Raw genomic sequence first — 15,902 nt, forward strand, 5'->3', positions numbered from 1 at the left:
TCAGCTCGCGGACACAACCGGTTTGAGATCGGCGGCCGGCGGTTCCCAGGTCGCCGCGTCAGCCTCCACCTGCTCCCCCGAGCGAATGTCCTTGACCGTGTCCGACGCAGCCGCGCCCGAGGAAGGCGCACCCGGGAACCACACATAGGGAATGCCACGCCGATCAGCGAACTGGATCTGCTTACCGAACTTGGCCGCCGTCGGCGCCACCTCGGTCGGAATGCCCCGCCGGCGCAACGCCATCGCGATCCTCTCGCAATCGCCCCGCCGGTCGTCGCTGGGCACCGCCACCACGACGCAGGTCGGCACCGAGCGCGAGACGCTCAGCGCGTTCTGCCCGAAAAGGATCCCGAACATCCGGGACACTCCGATCGAGATGCCGACGCCGGGGAAGCGGGTGTTGCCGACCGAGGCGAGCGTCTCGTACCGCCCGCCGGAGCACACCGACCCGAACCGCTCGTAGCCGACGAGCTGTGTCTCGTAGACCGTGCCGGTGTAGTAGTCCAGCCCACGGGCGATCTTCAGCTCCGCCCGGACCAGGCCCGGCGCGTGCTCCCCGGCGGTCTCGACTACCTGGAGCAACTCGGACAGTCCCTCGTCGAGCAGCGGGTCGTCGACGCCGAGCGCCCGCACCCGGTCCACGAACGACCCGTCGGACGCGGAGATCTCCGCCAGTTTCAGGCAGGCCTGCGCCTGGGCATCGGTCGCACCGGCGGTCTCCACGAGAGCCGCGGCGACCTTCTCCGGACCGATCTTGTCCAGCTTGTCGACAGTGCGGAGAACCTGCGCGGTGTCGGACAGCCCGAGACCCCGATAGAACCCCTCGCACACCTTGCGGTTGTTGACCTGAATGACCGCCCGCGGGATCGGCAGCGACCGGAACGCGTCCCCGATCACCAGCGGCATCTCGGTGTCGAAGTGGAACGGCAGCGTGTCCCGGTTGACCACGTCGATGTCGGCCTGGAGGAACTCGCGGTAACGGCCCTCCTGCGGGCGCTCCCCCCGCCACACCTTCTGGATCTGGTAGCGGCGGAACGGGAACTGCAGCTTGCCGTGGTTCTCGGTGACGAACCGGGCGAACGGGACCGTCAGGTCGAAGTGCAGGCCCAGCTGGTCGTCGGAGCGGGCCGACGGGTCCTCCTCCTGCAAGCGGCGCAGCAGGTAGACCTCTTTCGACGTCTCACCCTTGGAGAGCAGTGTCTCCAGGGGCTCGACAGCGCGGGTCTCCAGAGGAGCGAACCCGTACAGCTCGAACGTGGACCGGATCTTGTCCAGCGCGTACTGCTCGATCATGCGCTGGGGCGGCAGCCATTCGGGAAAACCGGAAATAGGCACAATTTCTCCAGGGAAAGTCAGAAGCCGCGGCCGGGCGCGCCGGTCAGCTCCCGCAGGTACGGGTTCGACGCACGCTCACGGCCGATGGTGGTGGCCGGTCCGTGGCCGGGCAGCACGACGGTTTCGTCAGCGAGCGGCAGGATCTTGTCCCGCAGGCTGGTCATCATCGTCGGTGTACTGCCGCCCGGCAGGTCGGTGCGCCCGATGGATCCCGCGAACAGCACATCGCCGGAGAAGCAGACCTCGGCAGACGTGTCGCCCGGCAGGCGGAACAGCACCGACCCGCCGGTATGGCCGGGCGCGTGATCGACTGTCACCTCGAGGCCGGCGATCGACAGCACCGCGCCGTCGGTCAGCTCGGCCACGTCGTCGGGCTCCGTGTAGTTGAGCCGGCCGCCGAAGAGAGCGGCGAGATCGACGCTCAGCCCCTTGGCCGGATCGGCGAGCATCTCCAGGTCGGCGGGGTGCACGTAGGCGGTGATGCCCCGCGCGCCGCAGACCGGCGCGACCGAGAACGTGTGGTCCAGGTGCCCGTGCGTCAGCAGGACGGCGGCCGGGTGGAGCCGGTGCTGCGCCAGCACCTCGTCCAGCTGGTCGAGCACGCCGATACCCGGGTCGACGATGAGGCACTGCTCGCCCGGACCGGCGGCCACCACATAACAGTTGGTGCCGAAGGCCTCGGCCGGAAAGCCGGTGACGAGCACGATAGGACCTCTCTACAGATGGGTGCGAATCGTAACGAGCCTAGCCGGGCGGCCGCACACCACTTTCTCAGCGGTTACCCGTACACTCTTGCGGGCGTGTGGCGTGCCGCACCCCTTGACATATATAAGGAAGGGACAGCGTTCGGTGGCTTCCAGCAGGGACCGGCAGCGCAAGCTCGCGCGCGCGAAATTCGACCGGCAGTTGGCCCGCCGGGCCGAGAAGGAGCGTCGCCGCCGCCGTATCTCGGCCGGGGTCGGCGCGGGTCTGGCAGTGCTGCTCATCGTGGCCGGTGTGGCGTGGATCGGCGGTGCCTTCGACAGCGACGAGTCCACCGAGACCGCCGCCGGCGACACCTGCCTGTGGACCCCACAGAGCGTGACGAGCAACCCCGACCTCAAGGAGGTCGGCACACCGCCCACCAAGGACCTGCCGGAGGACGGCACGGAGACCTTGACCATCTCCACCAACCAGGGTGCGCCGATCGTGGCCGACCTGGATGTCGCAAGTGCACCGTGTGCCGCCGCGAGCATGTCGCACCTGGCGGGCAAGGCGTTCTTCGACAACACCGACTGCCACGAGATCACCGCTGACGGCGCGCTGCGCTGCGGTGACCCGAGCGGCACCGGCAACGGCGGGCCGGCCTACAGCTTCTACGACGAGAACGTTCCGGACGCCCCGGAGCCCGCGCCGAGCGCGAGCGCCGCAGCGAACAAGACCGTTCTCTACCCCAAGGGCACCGTCGCGCTGATCGGCAACCCGCCGAGCAGCAACGGCAGCCAGTTCCTCATCTTCCTCAAGGACTTCGCCCCCGCGGCTCAGCCGCTGTACCCGATCATCGGCCGGGTGAGCGGTGGCCTGGACACACTCGACAAGATCGGGAAGATCACCACGGTCGAGAACGCGACCGGCGACAAGGTCAAACCCAAGGACAAGATCACCATCAAGAGCCTGTCCATCGGGCCGGCACCCGCCCCCTCCGCGGCCCCCTCGGCCAGCGCCCAGTCGTGAGATCGTGATGTCAGAGACAGACAGCAGCAGGGAGAACACCGTGTCGTCGATCAAGGACCGGCAGCGCGCGGCGGCGCGGGCCCGGCTCGAAAAAGAGATGGCTGAGCGTGCCACGTCCGCACGCAAGCGCCGCCGGCAGCGGGCGGTCCTCGGATCGGCCCTCGCGGTGGTCGTCATCGCGGGCGCGGCCGTCTGGATCGTCAACGTGCTGAAGAAGGACGACGACAAGCCGGGCTCGGCCTCGGCCTCGGCCGCCGGCACGGTCGCCTGCACCTGGACCCCGGCGGACGCGGCCGGCGGCGGCAAGGTGAAGGACGTCGGCACCCCGCCGGCCTCCGTGCCGAACGTGGGCACCAGCACGCTCAAGTTCGACACCAGCCTGGGCGTCATCGAGGCGAAGATCGACCTGACCAAGGCACCGTGCACCGGCGCCAGCTACAAGCACCTGGCCGAGAAGAAGTTCCTCGACAACACCAAGTGCCACCGCCTGGTCAACGAGGCCACCTTCAAGGTCCTCCAGTGCGGCGACCCCTTCGCCACCGGCAAGGGCTACCGCGAAACTGACGGCACCGGCGGCCCCAGCTACACGATGATCGAGGAAAACCTCCCGACGGACACCGCCAAGCCGTACCCGGCGGGCTCCATCGCGATGGCGAACACCGGCCAGCCCGGCAGCACCGGCAGCCAGTTCTTCATCTGCTCCGAGGACACCCAGCTCTCACCGAACTACACCCTCCTCGGCACCATCACCTCGGGCCTCGACATCGTCAAGGATGTGGTCAAGGCCGGCGACGACGGCGCCTTCGCCCAGTCCGCCGGCGGCGGTCACCCCAAGAAGGAACTCACGATCAAGACGATGACCGTCTCCTGAGACCTTCGCGAAAAGGGCGGCCCCACCAGGGGTCGCCCTTTTTTCATGCATTCGTACGGCCGAACAGCAGCCCCGCCCCCGCGCCCGCCCAAGCCAGTCGCCACCCCAGGCCGCACGCAGCCGCCGGCTCATGAGAGCAACTGCAACGAACACCGAGAGCACTCTTGCCCCTCCCAGAGTCGCCGCTGCCGGGTCCCACCCACCAGGCCGACCCCCGCCGCTCCCACCTGAGCCAGGCAAGGTTTTTGGCCGGTGCCGGCCCACGCAGGGATCCAGCCTGACCGCCCGGAGTGGGGCGGCACCGGCCAAAAACCGTCCCCCGGTCAGCGAGAACCCGCGACGGTCAGGCCCCGGACGTCACCCGGTAGGCGTCGAACACACCGTCCACCTTGCGCACGGCGGCGACCAGGTGACCCAGGTGCTTGGGGTCGGCCATTTCGAAAGTGAATCGGCTGACCGCGACCCGGTCCCGGGTGGTGGTGACCGTCGCGGACAGGATGTTCACCCGCTCCTCGGACAGCACCCGGGTGACGTCGGCGAGCAGTTTGTGCCGGTCGAGTGCCTCCACCTGGATCGCGACCAGGAAGGTGGACGCCGACGTCGGCTTCCAGCTGACCTCGACCACCCGCTCGTTCTGGTCGCGGAGGTCCTGGGAGTTGGCGCAGTCCTCGCGGTGCACGCTCACACCGCCGGAGCGGGTGACGAAACCGAAGACCGCGTCGCCCGGCACCGGGGTGCAGCAGCGGGCCAGCTTCACCCAGACGTCGGAGACGCCCTTCACCACGACGCCCGGGTCCTGGGCACTGCTGCGGTTGCGCGGCGGCCGGGTCGCGACGGCGGTCTCGGCGATGTCCTCGACCGCGCCCTCCTCACCGCCGAAGCCGGCGACGAGTTTCGCCACCACCGACTGGGCGGAGACGGCGCTCTCCCCCACCGCGGCGTAGAGCGAGGAGACGTCGGCCAGGTGCAGGTCACGAGCGATAGTGGTCAGGTTTTCGCTGGTGAGCATCCGCTGCAGGGGCAGGCCCTGCTTGCGCATCGCCTTGACGATCGCGTCCTTGCCGACCTCGATCGCTTCCTCGCGGCGCTCCTTGTTGAAGAACTGCCTGATCTTCGTACGAGCTCGGGGGCTCTTCACGAAGCCGAGCCAGTCCTGCGTCGGGCCGGCCGTGGCCGACTTGGACGTGAAGATCTCGATCACGTCGCCGTTGGAGAGTGTCGACTCCAGCGGCACCAGCTTGCCGTTGACCCGGGCGCCGATGCACTTGTGGCCGACCTCGGTGTGCACCGCGTAGGCGAAGTCCACCGGGGTGGAGCCGGTCGGCAGCGGGATGACGTCGCCCTTGGGCGTGAAGACGTAGACCTCCTGGCTGGAGAGGTCGAACCGCAACGCGTCCAGGAACTCGGACGGGTCGCTCGCCTCGCGCTGCCAGTCGAGCAACTGCCGCAGCCAGGTCATCTCGTCGATGTGCGCCGGCGGGCCGACGATCGTCGCGCCCTTCTGTTCCTTGTACTTCCAGTGGGCGGCGATACCGAACTCGGCCGTGCGGTGCATGGCGAACGTGCGGATCTGCATCTCGACCGGCTTGCCGGTCGGGCCGATGACCGTCGTGTGCAACGACTGGTACATGTTGAATTTCGGCATCGCGATGTAGTCCTTGAACCGGCCCGGCACCGGCTGCCAGTTCGCGTGGATGACGCCCAGCGCGGCATAGCAGTCGCGGACCGTGTCGACCAGAATGCGCACGCCGACCAGGTCGTAGATGTCGTTGAAGTCGCGGCCCCGCACGATCATCTTCTGATAGATCGAGTAGAGGTGCTTGGGCCGGCCGGTGGTCTCGGCCTTGATCTTCGCCGATTTCAGATCCAGCGAGACCCGGTTGGTCACCTGGCGCAGCAGCGCCTCACGCTGCGGCTGGTGCTCCCCGATCAGGCGGTTGATCTCCTCGAACCGCTTGGGGAACAGCGTGCCGAAGGCCAGGTCCTCCAGCTCCCACTTGATCGTGTTCATACCCAGCCGGTGTGCCAGCGGGGCCAGGATCTCCAAAGTCTCCTTGGCCTTCTGCTCCTGCTTGGCGCGGGGCAGGAAGGTCAGGGTGCGCATGTTGTGCAGCCGGTCGGCCAGCTTGATCACCAGGACGCGGGGGTCCTTGGCCATCGCCACGACCATCTTGCGGATGGTCTCCGCCTTGGCCGCGTCGCCGAGCTTCACCCGGTCGAGTTTGGTCACGCCGTCGACGAGCAGCGCCACCTCGGCACCGAAGTCGTTGCGCATGCTCTCGAGGGAGTAGTCGGTGTCCTCGATCGTGTCGTGCAGCAGCGCGGCCACGAGCGTGGTGGTGTCCATCCCGAGGTTGGCCAGGATGGTCGCCACCGCGAGCGGATGCGTGATGTACGGGTCGCCGGACTTCCTGTACTGCCCCGAGTGCCACCGGGCGGCGACGTCGAACGCCTTCTGCAGGGCGCGGGCATCCGCTTTCGGGTGGCTGGCCCGGTGTGTCGCGATCAGCGGCTCGAGAACCTCGCTGACCTGCGTGCTCTGCCACGGCGCGTTGAACCGGGCGAGACGTGCCCGAACGCGGCGCCCGGTCGGCGCACTGGCCAGGTTGAAGCCGCTCGACTCCTCCGAGGGGGTCAGTGGCTGGGTGTTCTCCAGATCGCCGACAGCCTTCTCGTCGGCACGCACCTGATCAGCACGCACCTGATCGGCACGGACCTGATCGGCACGGACCTGATCGGCACGGACCTGATCGCCGGGCGTAGCGTCACCCGAACCGGTCCGCGAGTTTTCGGTCGGCTGCACCGTGCCCTCCGCCGGAGGGGCGACGTCGCTGGACACCGGCCTCCTCACACCTTCGCCGGGAACACCGGTCGAATCCGACCGGGACCGTCCGTCTGAGCCAGGGTTGGTCACCTTGGAACGCCCATCCTACCCGCACCGCCCTACCGAGTGGCCCGGCCGAACCTACGAATAAGCAGGCCCGACCGGGCGAAGAACATCGAAGACGGATCAAACGGTCAGCAGCGCGTGCACGCCGCGTGGTTCGAGCCGTTTCCGGCCGTCGAGGAAGCCGAGCTCCATCAGTACGGTGAACCCGGCAACCGTACCGCCGGCCCGCTCGACCAGGTCCATCGTTGCGACCGCGGTACCTCCCGTGGCCAGAACGTCGTCGACCACCAGGACCCGCTGACCGGCCACGAACGCGTCGTCGCTCACCTCCAGGGTGGCCTCGCCGTACTCCAGCGCGTACGTCGCGGAGAAGGCGGGACGCGGCAGCTTGCCGGCTTTGCGCACCGGCACCACACCGAGTCCCGTGGCGTACGCGACGGCGGCCGCCACCACGAACCCGCGTGCCTCCACCCCGGCCACCACGTCGAACGAGCCGGACCCGTAGTGGGCGACGATCCCGTCGACGACCTTCCGGAACGTGGGACCGTCGCCGAAGAGCGGCATCAGGTCCTTGAAGAGGATGCCCGGCTTCGGGAAGTCCGGCACGTCGACGGTGCCGCTCGCAACCAGGGCGGCGAGCTCCGGCCCGCTGTCCCCGGTCACCTCGAGATTCTCAGTCACGGCGGACAGCCTAAGCCCGCCCCAGCGCACCGTGCGCACGGCAACGGCCCGCCACGCCCGCACCGAGCACGCCCTCGCGCACGACACGGCCCCCACCCACGGCTTTCCTCGCGGGCGACACGGCCCCGGGCATGGCGACGGCCCGCCACCAGCGGTGGCGGGCCGTCGCTACGTGTCAGCGCCGCTTGCCGCCGCCGCTGGGCCGGTTACCGGCACCGCCGCCACGGTTCGTGTTGTTGCGCTTGACCACCGGCCGGGCGCCCGGGCGGGGCGTGGTCCCGGCCATCACGGCCACCTCGTCGGACTCGGTCGTGCCGGCCGGACGGACCCGCTCGCCCTTCGGGGCCACGTCGCTGGACCGCTGCGCCCGCCGGGCGAGGACCCGGGCGGTGTGCGCCTTGATCTTCGGCTCGTGGTCCTTCAGGAGGCTCAGCACCGGCGCGGCGAAGACGATCGACGAGACGACACCGAAGCCCATGCCGACGAAGAGCACCAGGCCCAGGTCCTTCAGCGTGCCCGCGCCGAGCAGGCCGGCACCGATGAAGAGCAGGCCACCGACCGGCAGCAGCGCCACCAGACCGGTGTTCAGCGAACGCATCAGGGTCTGGTTCACCGCGAGGTTGGTCGCCTCGCCGTAGGTCCGGGTGCTTCCGGCGGTGATACCCCGGGTGTTCTCCTGCACCTTGTCGAAGACGACCACCACGTCGTACAGCGAGTAACCGAGGATCGTCAGGAAGCCGATCACGGTGGACGGAGTCACCTCGAAACCGACCAGCGAGTAGACGCCGGCGGTCAGCGTCAGGTCGAGCAGCAGCGAGGCGAGGGCCGCGATGGCCATCCGCCACTCGAACCGCACGATCAGGTACGCCACCACGAGCACCAGGAAGATCACCAGACCGAGTACAGCCTTCTCGGTGACCGCGCCACCCCAGGCAGCGGAGACCTGGTTGTCGCTCACGTCGTCCGCGTTGACCCCGAGGTCCTCGACCAGGGCCGCCTTGGCCTCCTCGGCCTCAGCCGGGGAGAGCGCCGACGCCCGCACCGTGTAGCTGGCGTCAGCGCCGGAACCGACCTGCTGGGCGGCACCGACCTCGGCCGCCGGGTCGACGGACTGGACCGCCCGCTCGACCGCCTCCTGAGCCTCGGTCTGGGTCAGCTCCGCACCGGCGGTTGAGGCCGGCACGGTGAACGACGTGCCACCCGCGAACTCGATGCCGAGCTCGAACTGCCTGATCAGGAAGCTGCCGATCGAGATGAGCACGAGCGCGGCCGCGATGGTGAACCACAGCTTGCGACGCCCGATGATGTTGAGGTTCGCCTCACCCTGGTAAAGGCGGGTGGCGAGTCCGGGACGGGCCATGTCAGGCCTCCTTCACGCGCGAGGAGGAGTTCTCCTCGTTGTGGGTGCGCAGGACGCGGCCCAGGCCGCTGACCCGCGGCGACATGAACGCCTTGGTGCTGGCGAGCATCGTCATGATCGGGTGACGGAAGAGGAACACCACCAGGAGGTCCAGGACCACCGAGAGACCCATCGCGAACGCGAAGCCCTGCACCGCGCCGATCGAGACGATGTACAGCACCACCGCGCACAGGATGGTGATGGTGTTCGCCGAGATGATCGTCCGGCGGGCCCGGTGCCAGGCCCGGGGCACCGCACTGCGCGGCGACCGCCCTTCATGGATCTCGTCCTTCAATCTCTCGAAGTAGATGACGAACGAGTCCGCCGCGACACCCAGCGACACGATGAAGCCGGCGATGCCGGCCAGGGTCAGCGTGAAGCCCATCGTGCGGCCGAGGAAGACCAGCGCGCCGAAGGTGAGCAGCGCGGACAGGCCGAGGCTCAGGAAGATGACCGAGCCGAGCAGGCGGTAGTAGAAGAACGCGTACACCGCCACCAGGCCCAGGCCGATCGCGGCGGCGAGCAGGCCCGCCTCGAGCTGCTGGAGGCCGAGGGTCGCGGAGACCGTCTGCATCGGGCCGGCCTCGAAGTTGACCGGGATGGCACCGAAGTTGAGCTGGTCGGCGAGCTTCTTCGCGGTCACCGGCGTGAAGTCACCGGTGATCTGCGACTGGCCGCTCAGCACACCCTGGATCTGCGGCGCGGAGAGGATCTCCTTGTCCAGCACCACGGCGACGGCGCAGTGCTCGGCCGAACCGTAGAGCGAGCTGACCGCGACGAAGCACGGGTCCGCGCTGGTGGCGTTGTACGCCTTACGCGTCAGCTCGGTCCACTTCTTCTGGCCCTCGCTCTTGAAGTCGAGCGAGACGACCGACTGGCTGGTGGTCTGGTCGATCTGCGGACTGGCGCTGGCGATGTCGTCACCGATCACCTCCGCCTTGTCCATCATGACCTTGGCGGTGCCCTCGTAGCAGGAGACCACCTGCGAGTTCGCGTCGTCGATCGAGCCGTTCGGCCGGGAGTTGAGCTGCTCGCAGCTGATCGTCGGCACGTTGAACTGCATCTGCGGGCTGAGGACCGCCACCTCGGGGCCGGTCAGCGTGGAGAACACCTTGAACGGCTGCCCGGCCTTCGGGTCGGTGCTCAGGTCGACCGGGGCGGTCAGCTTCTCGGCAGCACCCCAGGCCTGCGCGCCGACCTTCTTCTCGACGGCGGCGAGGAGCTCTTTCTGGTCCGCGGTCTGCGGAGCCGGCGCGGCCGCGGGGGCCGAGGCGGCAGGCGTGGCGGCAGCCGGCGCGGAGGCCGACGGCTCGGCACTGGGTGCGGGCGCGCCGCCACCCTGGCCGCCGGTGGAGGCCTTCGGGGCGGCACTGCCGGTGATGGCCGGAGCCGCACCGCTGGCAGCCGGGGCGCCGGACGGGGCAGCCGACGGGGCCGCGCCGCTGGCCGACGCGCTGGGCGACGGGGCCGCGGGGTTCAGCGCCGCCGCCGCCACGTCACCGGTCACACCGGTGAGCAGGCGGAACCGCATGTTGGCGGCCTGCGAGAGGTCCTTGAGCTGGTCGTCGGCCTCACCGGCGAGCGAGACGACGATGGTGTTGTTGCCCTGGATCACCACCTCGGCCTCGGAGACACCGAGCGCGTTCACGCGGCTCTCGATGATCTCCTTCGCGGTCTCCATGGCCTCCCGGGTCGGAGGCGCACCCTGCTGCGAGGCGATGTAGGTGGCCTGCGTGCCGCCGATCAGGTCGAGGCCGAGCTTCGGTTCCAGCCGGTCGCTGAAACTGCCCTTGGCGCCACCGGCGAAGAAGACGAGCAGATACAGGACGACGAAGACCAGACCGAGCACGGCGAGTTGCCGTCCAGGATGCATCTGTCCCTGTGGTGGTCGTGCCACGGCGTTGGGTCTCCCTGCGCTACGGCCGCGCATGGAGCGCGGCGTTATCGAACGATGACCGGCCGTCGCGGTCGAACGGCGGCCTTACGGACCGACCCGCGTATGTGGCGCTGCGGGCCGGTCCGGGGGGCGATTCGGTTCAGTCCTGCTTGTTCGCGCGGTTCTCGACGATCGGGCTCTCTGGCTCGTCCGCCGAGGTTTCAACCACGTCCGGCTCGGGGATGAAGTCGCCGGCCTTGCTCAACACACGCGCGATGGCGGGGCGCGCGAACCGGACCTGCACGTCAGGAGCGATCTCCAGGGTCACCTGGTCGGCGTCGGCCAGCACGACCGTGCCGTGCAGCCCGCCGATCGTGACGATCTCGTCGCCGGGACCCAGGGAGTTCTGCATCTCGAGAGCCTCACGGCGCCGCTTCTGCTGCGGGCGGATCATGACGAAGTACATGAACCCGAAGAGCAGGACGAGGATCAGCAAAAAGGAGAAATTGCCGCCGCTCGCTGGTTCAGCTGCCTTGAGCACGAAAAAAGCCTTCCGTAAGCCGTCGGCGCGACGTGGGGCGGGCGCCGGGGCGATATGCAGATTCCGGTTGGAACGGCGGCGAGTCTAATAGGTCAACCTGGAGATAACGAATGCGGCACACGTCACGTTCGCATCACGAGCAATAATCACGCGTCCCGGGCGAACAGGTCACCCTGGAACACCCCTGAGCGCCCGTCCGTGGGCGGCGTCCTACCCAAGTGTGCCCAACCCGCCTCGGTTGCCACCCGCCCCCGCGGCGTCCGGGCCAGAAGACCCGCCCGGACCAGGAACGGCTCACACACCTCCTCGACGGTGTCGGACTGCTCCCCCACCGCCACGGCCAGCGTGGAGAGCCCGACCGGGCCGCCCTTGAACGAGTCGATCAGCGCACGGAGCACGGCCCGGTCCAGCCGGTCCAGGCCGAGGGCGTCGACGTCGTACACCTGAAGTGCCGCCTTGGCGACCTCCTCGGTGACCACACCGTCGGCACGCACCTCGGCGAAGTCACGCACCCGCCGCAGCAACCGGTTGGCGATACGCGGCGTGCCGCGGGAGCGGCCGGCGATCTCGACGGCGCCCTCCGCGGTGATCGGCACACCCAGAATGCGCGCCGAGCGGTGCAGCAGCGCGTCGAGATCCGCCGGTGAGTAGAAGTCCAGGTGCGCGACGAATCCGAACCGGTCACGCATCGGCCCGGACAGCAGACCGGCGCGGGTGGTGGCGCCGACCAGCGTGAACGGTTCCACGTCGAGCGGGATCGCCGTCGCACCCGGCCCCTTGCCGACCACCACGTCGACCCGGAAGTCCTCCATCGCGCTGTAGAGCAGCTCCTCGGCCGGCTTGGCGATCCGGTGGATCTCGTCGATGAACAGCACATCGCCCTGACTCAAACCGGTCAGGATCGCGGCCAGGTCACCGGAGCGCTCGATCACCGGACCGCTCGTCGTACGGATACCCGTCCCCAGTTCCGCCGCCACGATGTTGGCGAGGGTGGTCTTGCCCAGGCCGGGCGGGCCGGACAGCAGGATGTGATCCGGCGGGGTGCCCCGGCCCATCGCGCCCTTGAGCAGCAGTTCGAGCTGGTCACGGACCCGGTGCTGGGCGATGAAGTCGGCCAGCCGGCGGGGCCGGACGGTGGCCTCGGCGTCCAGGTCCTCGTCGAACTCCTCCGGCGAGACGAGTTCCTCGCTCATCGGGTCCGGCCCAGCAGGCGGATCGCCTGGCGCAGCAGCACCGGAACCGGCGGGACCTCACCGTCGATCGTCTCGGACACGGCGGCGACCGCCTGATCGGCCTGGGCGGCGCTCCAGCCGAGAGCGAGCACACCCTGGCGTACCTGCTCCTGCCACGCGCCCAGCAGCACACCGGACGAGCCGCCGTCACCGCCCAGGACCGGGCCGATCTTGCCCTTGAGCTCCACGACGAGACGCTCGGCACCGCGCTTGCCGATCCCCGGCACCTTGGTCAACGCGGCCAGGTCACCGCCGGCGATCGCGCGCCGTACCGAATCGGGGTTGTGAACCGCGAGGACCGCCTGCGCGATGCGGGGTCCCACGCCGTTTGCCGTCAGAAGCAGCTCGAAGAGCTGGCGTTCGTCGTCGTCGGCGAAGCCGTAGAGGGTGAGCGAGTCCTCCCGCACGATGAGCGTCGTGGCGAGCCGCGCCTCGGCGCCGATGCGCAGCGAGGCGAGCGTGTTCGGCGCGCAGAGGATGCGCATGCCGACGCCGCCCACCTCGACCACTGCGCTGTCCGGGAAGATCGCGGTGACGGCACCGCGCACACTGGCGATCATCGGTAGCTCCTGCGGGCGGCGGCGAGAGCCGCGGCTTGGATCTTGGCGCGGGTGCCCCCGCGCCAGATGTGGCAGATGGCGAGAGCGAGCGCGTCGGCCGCGTCGGCCGGTCTCGGTGGCGCGTCCAGGCTCAGCAGGCGGGTGACCATGGCGGTGACCTGCGCCTTCCCGGCTGTTCCGGAGCCGGTCACGGCGGCTTTCACCTCGCTCGGCGTGTAGGTCTGCACCGGCAGCCCGGCCCGCGAACCGGCCAGGATGGCGACCGCGCTGGCCTGCGCGGTGCCGATCACGGTCTGCACGTTGTGCTGGGAGAACACCCGCTCGACGGCGACGCTCTCCGGCTTGTGCTCGGCGACCAGCCTGCTCAGCTCCTCGTCCAGGCGGAGCAGGCGCAGCGAGATGTCGTCGTCCGTGTCGGTGTAGACCACGTAGTAGCCGATCAGTTTGCCCGGCCGCCCCGGCATCCCCTCGACGACGCCAACGCCGCACCGGGTCAACCCCGGGTCGATGCCGAGCACGCGCACCACGGCCTCCCCTCGCGTACGTGTGTTCGACACCCTAGTACGGCCACCACTTGCGCCCGCCGCCGACACGCCTCGACGATGGGTACGGGAGGTAGCCGTGCACTTCATCCCGCCGATGGACGACGAACCGCCGCCGGAGTACGTCGCCTTCGTCACCGCACACGTCCACGGGCTGCGTGCCGAGTCCGCACGCCTCGTCGGCGGTGCCTCCGTGTCCGGTGCGATCTACCTGGACGTCCTCACCGACGTGGCCGGCCATTGGCGCCGGCTGCACTGGTGGGGCCGGCTGACCGGTTCCGACGCGGCGGGCGCCTACCTGCGGCGGCGCCTGACCGCGCGCAGCGCGCAATGGCGCGAGGATCAGGTCTACGAGGTCTCCGTGAGCGTGTTGCGGCCGGTCTCACCGCTGGGACGGCCGGTCACGCACAGTGGCAGCCTGGCACTGCGAAAAGCAGCACTTCTTCCCGGTACGGCACGCGCGTCCCGGTCCCTGGACGCGCTGGCCGATGCGGAGATCGCGTGGGTGCACGCCTGGCGCCGCAGTCAGTGGCGCGGTGTCCTGCGTGTGGTGATCGGGGGTGTGCTCCTGATCGGCGGGATGATCCAGTACTTCTCATGGCTCAGCACTGCCGGCGCATGACCGAGGCCCGCCTCGTGGATCACCAGACGGGCCCCGTTTGCGTGCGTGTCACTCGTCGATGGCCGCCATGACCTCGTCGGAGATGTCGAAGTTCGCGTAGATGTTCTGCACGTCGTCGCAGTCCTCGAGCGCGTCGATCAGCTTGAACACCTTGCGAGCCGGGTCCTCGTCCAGCGGCACCGTCATGGTCGGCACCAGCGACGACTCGGCCGAGTCGTAGTCGATCCCGGCACCCTGCAGCGCGGTGCGCACCGCGACCAGGTCGGTCGGCTCGCTGACCACCTCGAACGAGTCGCCCAGGTCGTTGATCTCCTCGGCGCCCGCGTCGAGCACGGCGAGCATCACGTCGTCCTCGCTCAGCTCGCCCTTCGGGACGATCACCACGCCCTTGCGGTTGAACAGGTACGACACGCTGCCGGCGTCGGCGAAGGTGCCGTTGTTGCGGGTCAGCCGGGTGCGCACCTCGGTGGCCGCCCGGTTCCGGTTGTCGGTGAGGCACTCGATCAGGATCGCGACACCGTTCGGGCCGTAACCCTCATACATGATCGTCTGCCAGTCGGCACCGCCGGCTTCGAGGCCGGAGCCGCGCTTGACGGCACGGTCGATGTTGTCGTTCGGAACCGAGGACTTCTTCGCCTTCTGGATGGCGTCGTAGAGCGTGGGGTTGCCCGACACGTCACCACCGCCGGTCCGGGCCGCGACCTCGATGTTCTTGATGAGCTTCGCGAACATCTTGCCGCGCTTGGCGTCGATGACGGCCTTCTTGTGCTTGGTCGTCGCCCACTTGGAGTGGCCGGACATGCGTAACCTCCGTGTCTACCTAACGGGTACGGCCTGGCGGACCATCTCGACGAAGTACCGGTGGACGCGAAGGTCGCCGGTCAGCTCCGGGTGGAAAGCCGTGGCGAGCAGGTTCCCCTGCCGAACGGCCACAATCCTACCGGCGGCGGGCCCGTCCTTGACGCGCCCCAACACGCGCACGTCTTCGCCGACCTCCTCGACCCACGGCGCGCGGATGAACACAGCGTGAAAGTCACCACCCTCGACCTCGTCGATGGCCACCACCGCCTCGAACGAGTCGATCTGCCGGCCGAACGCGTTGCGCCGCACCGTCATGTCGATCCCCTGGAACGACTCCTGATCCGGACGGCCGTCCAGCACCTTCCCGGCCAGCATGATCATGCCGGCGCAGGACCCGTAGACCGGCATGCCGTCAGCGATCCGCTTCCGGATCGGGTCGAGCAGCCCGAACGACACCGCCAGGTTGCTGATCGCTGTCGACTCCCCACCCGGGATCACCAGTCCGTCGACATCGGCCAGCTCCTCCGGGCGCCGCACGGGCCGCGCCAGCACATCCGACTCGGCCAGCGCGGAGAGGTGTTCACGCACGTCGCCCTGCAGGGCCAGCACTCCGATGTTCACGCCACCACTCTAGGCACCATCCCGCTCTCCCCCTCCTCACCGCCCCGCCTCCCCCGCCGCCCCGCCCTGTTCCCTTCGCCGCCCACCCCCGTCCTCGCCAGCCACCCTCGCTCGCCGCCCTCTCCTCCGCCGGCCGCCCGCAACGGCAGTTGGCGCACACACAACGCGCCCGTGCGCGCCCACCCACGCCGGGCAGCGGCGCCGGGCGGGACGGGGCG

Annotated in this window: 15 protein-coding genes; 3 read left to right on the forward strand and 12 right to left on the reverse strand. The window is 69.2% G+C overall.

All coding sequences use genetic code 11. The features are described from left to right. Positions 1–1,335, reverse strand: coding sequence for a histidine--tRNA ligase (gene hisS / locus ACFQV6_RS21685; protein WP_378029354.1), 1,335 nt, complete (start codon positions 1,333–1,335; stop codon positions 1–3). 17 nt (positions 1,336–1,352) lie between these two features. Continuing rightward, complete coding sequence (locus ACFQV6_RS21690; RefSeq protein ID WP_378029355.1) at positions 1,353–2,039, reverse strand: MBL fold metallo-hydrolase; 687 nt, start codon at positions 2,037–2,039, stop codon at positions 1,353–1,355. 145 nt (positions 2,040–2,184) lie between these two features. Here ACFQV6_RS21690 and ACFQV6_RS21695 point away from each other — a divergent pair, with 145 nt between their 5' ends. Together ACFQV6_RS21695 and ACFQV6_RS21700 are read left to right on the forward strand one after the other, a co-directional pair. Next, positions 2,185–3,048 carry a peptidylprolyl isomerase gene (locus ACFQV6_RS21695; protein WP_378029356.1) on the forward strand — a complete coding sequence of 288 codons (864 nt, stop codon included), beginning with the start codon at positions 2,185–2,187 and terminating at the stop codon, positions 3,046–3,048. Positions 3,049–3,088: 40 nt separating this feature from the next. Then, the gene (locus ACFQV6_RS21700; RefSeq protein WP_378029373.1) at positions 3,089–3,919 is read left to right on the forward strand and encodes a peptidylprolyl isomerase; all 831 of its coding nucleotides are present in this window, start codon (positions 3,089–3,091) and stop codon (positions 3,917–3,919) included. Positions 3,920–4,262: 343 nt separating this feature from the next. Here ACFQV6_RS21700 and ACFQV6_RS21705 read toward each other — a convergent pair whose 3' ends face one another. From ACFQV6_RS21705 to ruvC, 8 genes are all read right to left on the reverse strand, one after another. Continuing rightward, positions 4,263–6,758: a RelA/SpoT family protein gene (locus ACFQV6_RS21705; protein WP_378029357.1), complete on the reverse strand. Its 2,496-nt coding sequence runs from the start codon at positions 6,756–6,758 to the stop codon at positions 4,263–4,265. 171 nt (positions 6,759–6,929) lie between these two features. After that, positions 6,930–7,490, reverse strand: a complete 561-nt coding sequence (locus ACFQV6_RS21710; RefSeq protein WP_378029358.1) for an adenine phosphoribosyltransferase — start codon at positions 7,488–7,490, stop codon at positions 6,930–6,932. 175 nt (positions 7,491–7,665) lie between these two features. Continuing rightward, on the reverse strand, positions 7,666–8,850 hold the full coding sequence (gene secF, locus ACFQV6_RS21715) for a protein translocase subunit SecF (protein WP_378029359.1): 1,185 nt from the start codon (positions 8,848–8,850) through the stop codon (positions 7,666–7,668). A gap of 1 nt (position 8,851) precedes the next feature. Beyond that, positions 8,852–10,762: a protein translocase subunit SecD gene (gene secD, locus ACFQV6_RS21720; protein WP_378029374.1), complete on the reverse strand. Its 1,911-nt coding sequence runs from the start codon at positions 10,760–10,762 to the stop codon at positions 8,852–8,854. Positions 10,763–10,925: 163 nt separating this feature from the next. After that, on the reverse strand, positions 10,926–11,306 hold the full coding sequence (yajC, locus tag ACFQV6_RS21725) for a preprotein translocase subunit YajC (RefSeq protein ID WP_378029360.1): 381 nt from the start codon (positions 11,304–11,306) through the stop codon (positions 10,926–10,928). Between the two features lie 146 nt (positions 11,307–11,452). After that, the gene (ruvB, locus tag ACFQV6_RS21730) at positions 11,453–12,499 is read right to left on the reverse strand and encodes a Holliday junction branch migration DNA helicase RuvB (protein ID WP_378029361.1); all 1,047 of its coding nucleotides are present in this window, start codon (positions 12,497–12,499) and stop codon (positions 11,453–11,455) included. Further along, a complete protein-coding gene (ruvA, locus tag ACFQV6_RS21735; RefSeq protein WP_378029362.1) occupies positions 12,496–13,098 on the reverse strand; it encodes a Holliday junction branch migration protein RuvA in 603 nt (200 codons plus the stop codon). Before ruvA ends, ruvB begins: the two co-directional genes overlap by 4 nt. Continuing rightward, positions 13,095–13,622 carry a crossover junction endodeoxyribonuclease RuvC gene (gene ruvC, locus ACFQV6_RS21740; protein WP_378029375.1) on the reverse strand — a complete coding sequence of 176 codons (528 nt, stop codon included), beginning with the start codon at positions 13,620–13,622 and terminating at the stop codon, positions 13,095–13,097. Before ruvC ends, ruvA begins: the two co-directional genes overlap by 4 nt. Before the next feature lie 97 nt (positions 13,623–13,719). Here ruvC and ACFQV6_RS21745 point away from each other — a divergent pair, with 97 nt between their 5' ends. After that, complete coding sequence (locus tag ACFQV6_RS21745) at positions 13,720–14,262, forward strand: hypothetical protein (RefSeq protein ID WP_378029363.1); 543 nt, start codon at positions 13,720–13,722, stop codon at positions 14,260–14,262. Positions 14,263–14,310: 48 nt separating this feature from the next. On the opposite strand, the gene ACFQV6_RS21750 is transcribed toward ACFQV6_RS21745, so the two are convergent. Continuing rightward, entirely contained in the window at positions 14,311–15,063 is a 753-nt protein-coding gene (locus ACFQV6_RS21750) for a YebC/PmpR family DNA-binding transcriptional regulator (RefSeq protein WP_378029364.1), read from the reverse strand. 15 nt (positions 15,064–15,078) lie between these two features. Next, positions 15,079–15,684 (reverse strand): pyridoxal 5'-phosphate synthase glutaminase subunit PdxT, encoded by a 606-nt coding sequence (gene pdxT, locus ACFQV6_RS21755; protein ID WP_378029365.1) that lies wholly within the window; start codon positions 15,682–15,684, stop codon positions 15,079–15,081. Between the last annotated feature and the right edge of the window lie 218 nt (positions 15,685–15,902).

It is taken from the genome of Actinoplanes sp. GCM10030250 (assembly GCF_042666575.1).
Lineage (GTDB): Bacteria > Actinomycetota > Actinomycetes > Mycobacteriales > Micromonosporaceae > Actinoplanes.

Coding starts and splice junctions, on each gene's coding strand:
- secD (WP_378029374.1), bottom strand. CDS start 10,762: ATGCATCCTGGACGGCAACTCGCCGTGCTCGGTCTGGTCTTCGTCGTC.
- ruvB (WP_378029361.1), bottom strand. CDS start 12,499: ATGAGCGAGGAACTCGTCTCGCCGGAGGAGTTCGACGAGGACCTGGAC.
- ACFQV6_RS21750 (WP_378029364.1), bottom strand. CDS start 15,063: ATGTCCGGCCACTCCAAGTGGGCGACGACCAAGCACAAGAAGGCCGTC.
- ruvA (WP_378029362.1), bottom strand. CDS start 13,098: ATGATCGCCAGTGTGCGCGGTGCCGTCACCGCGATCTTCCCGGACAGC.
- secF (WP_378029359.1), bottom strand. CDS start 8,850: ATGGCCCGTCCCGGACTCGCCACCCGCCTTTACCAGGGTGAGGCGAAC.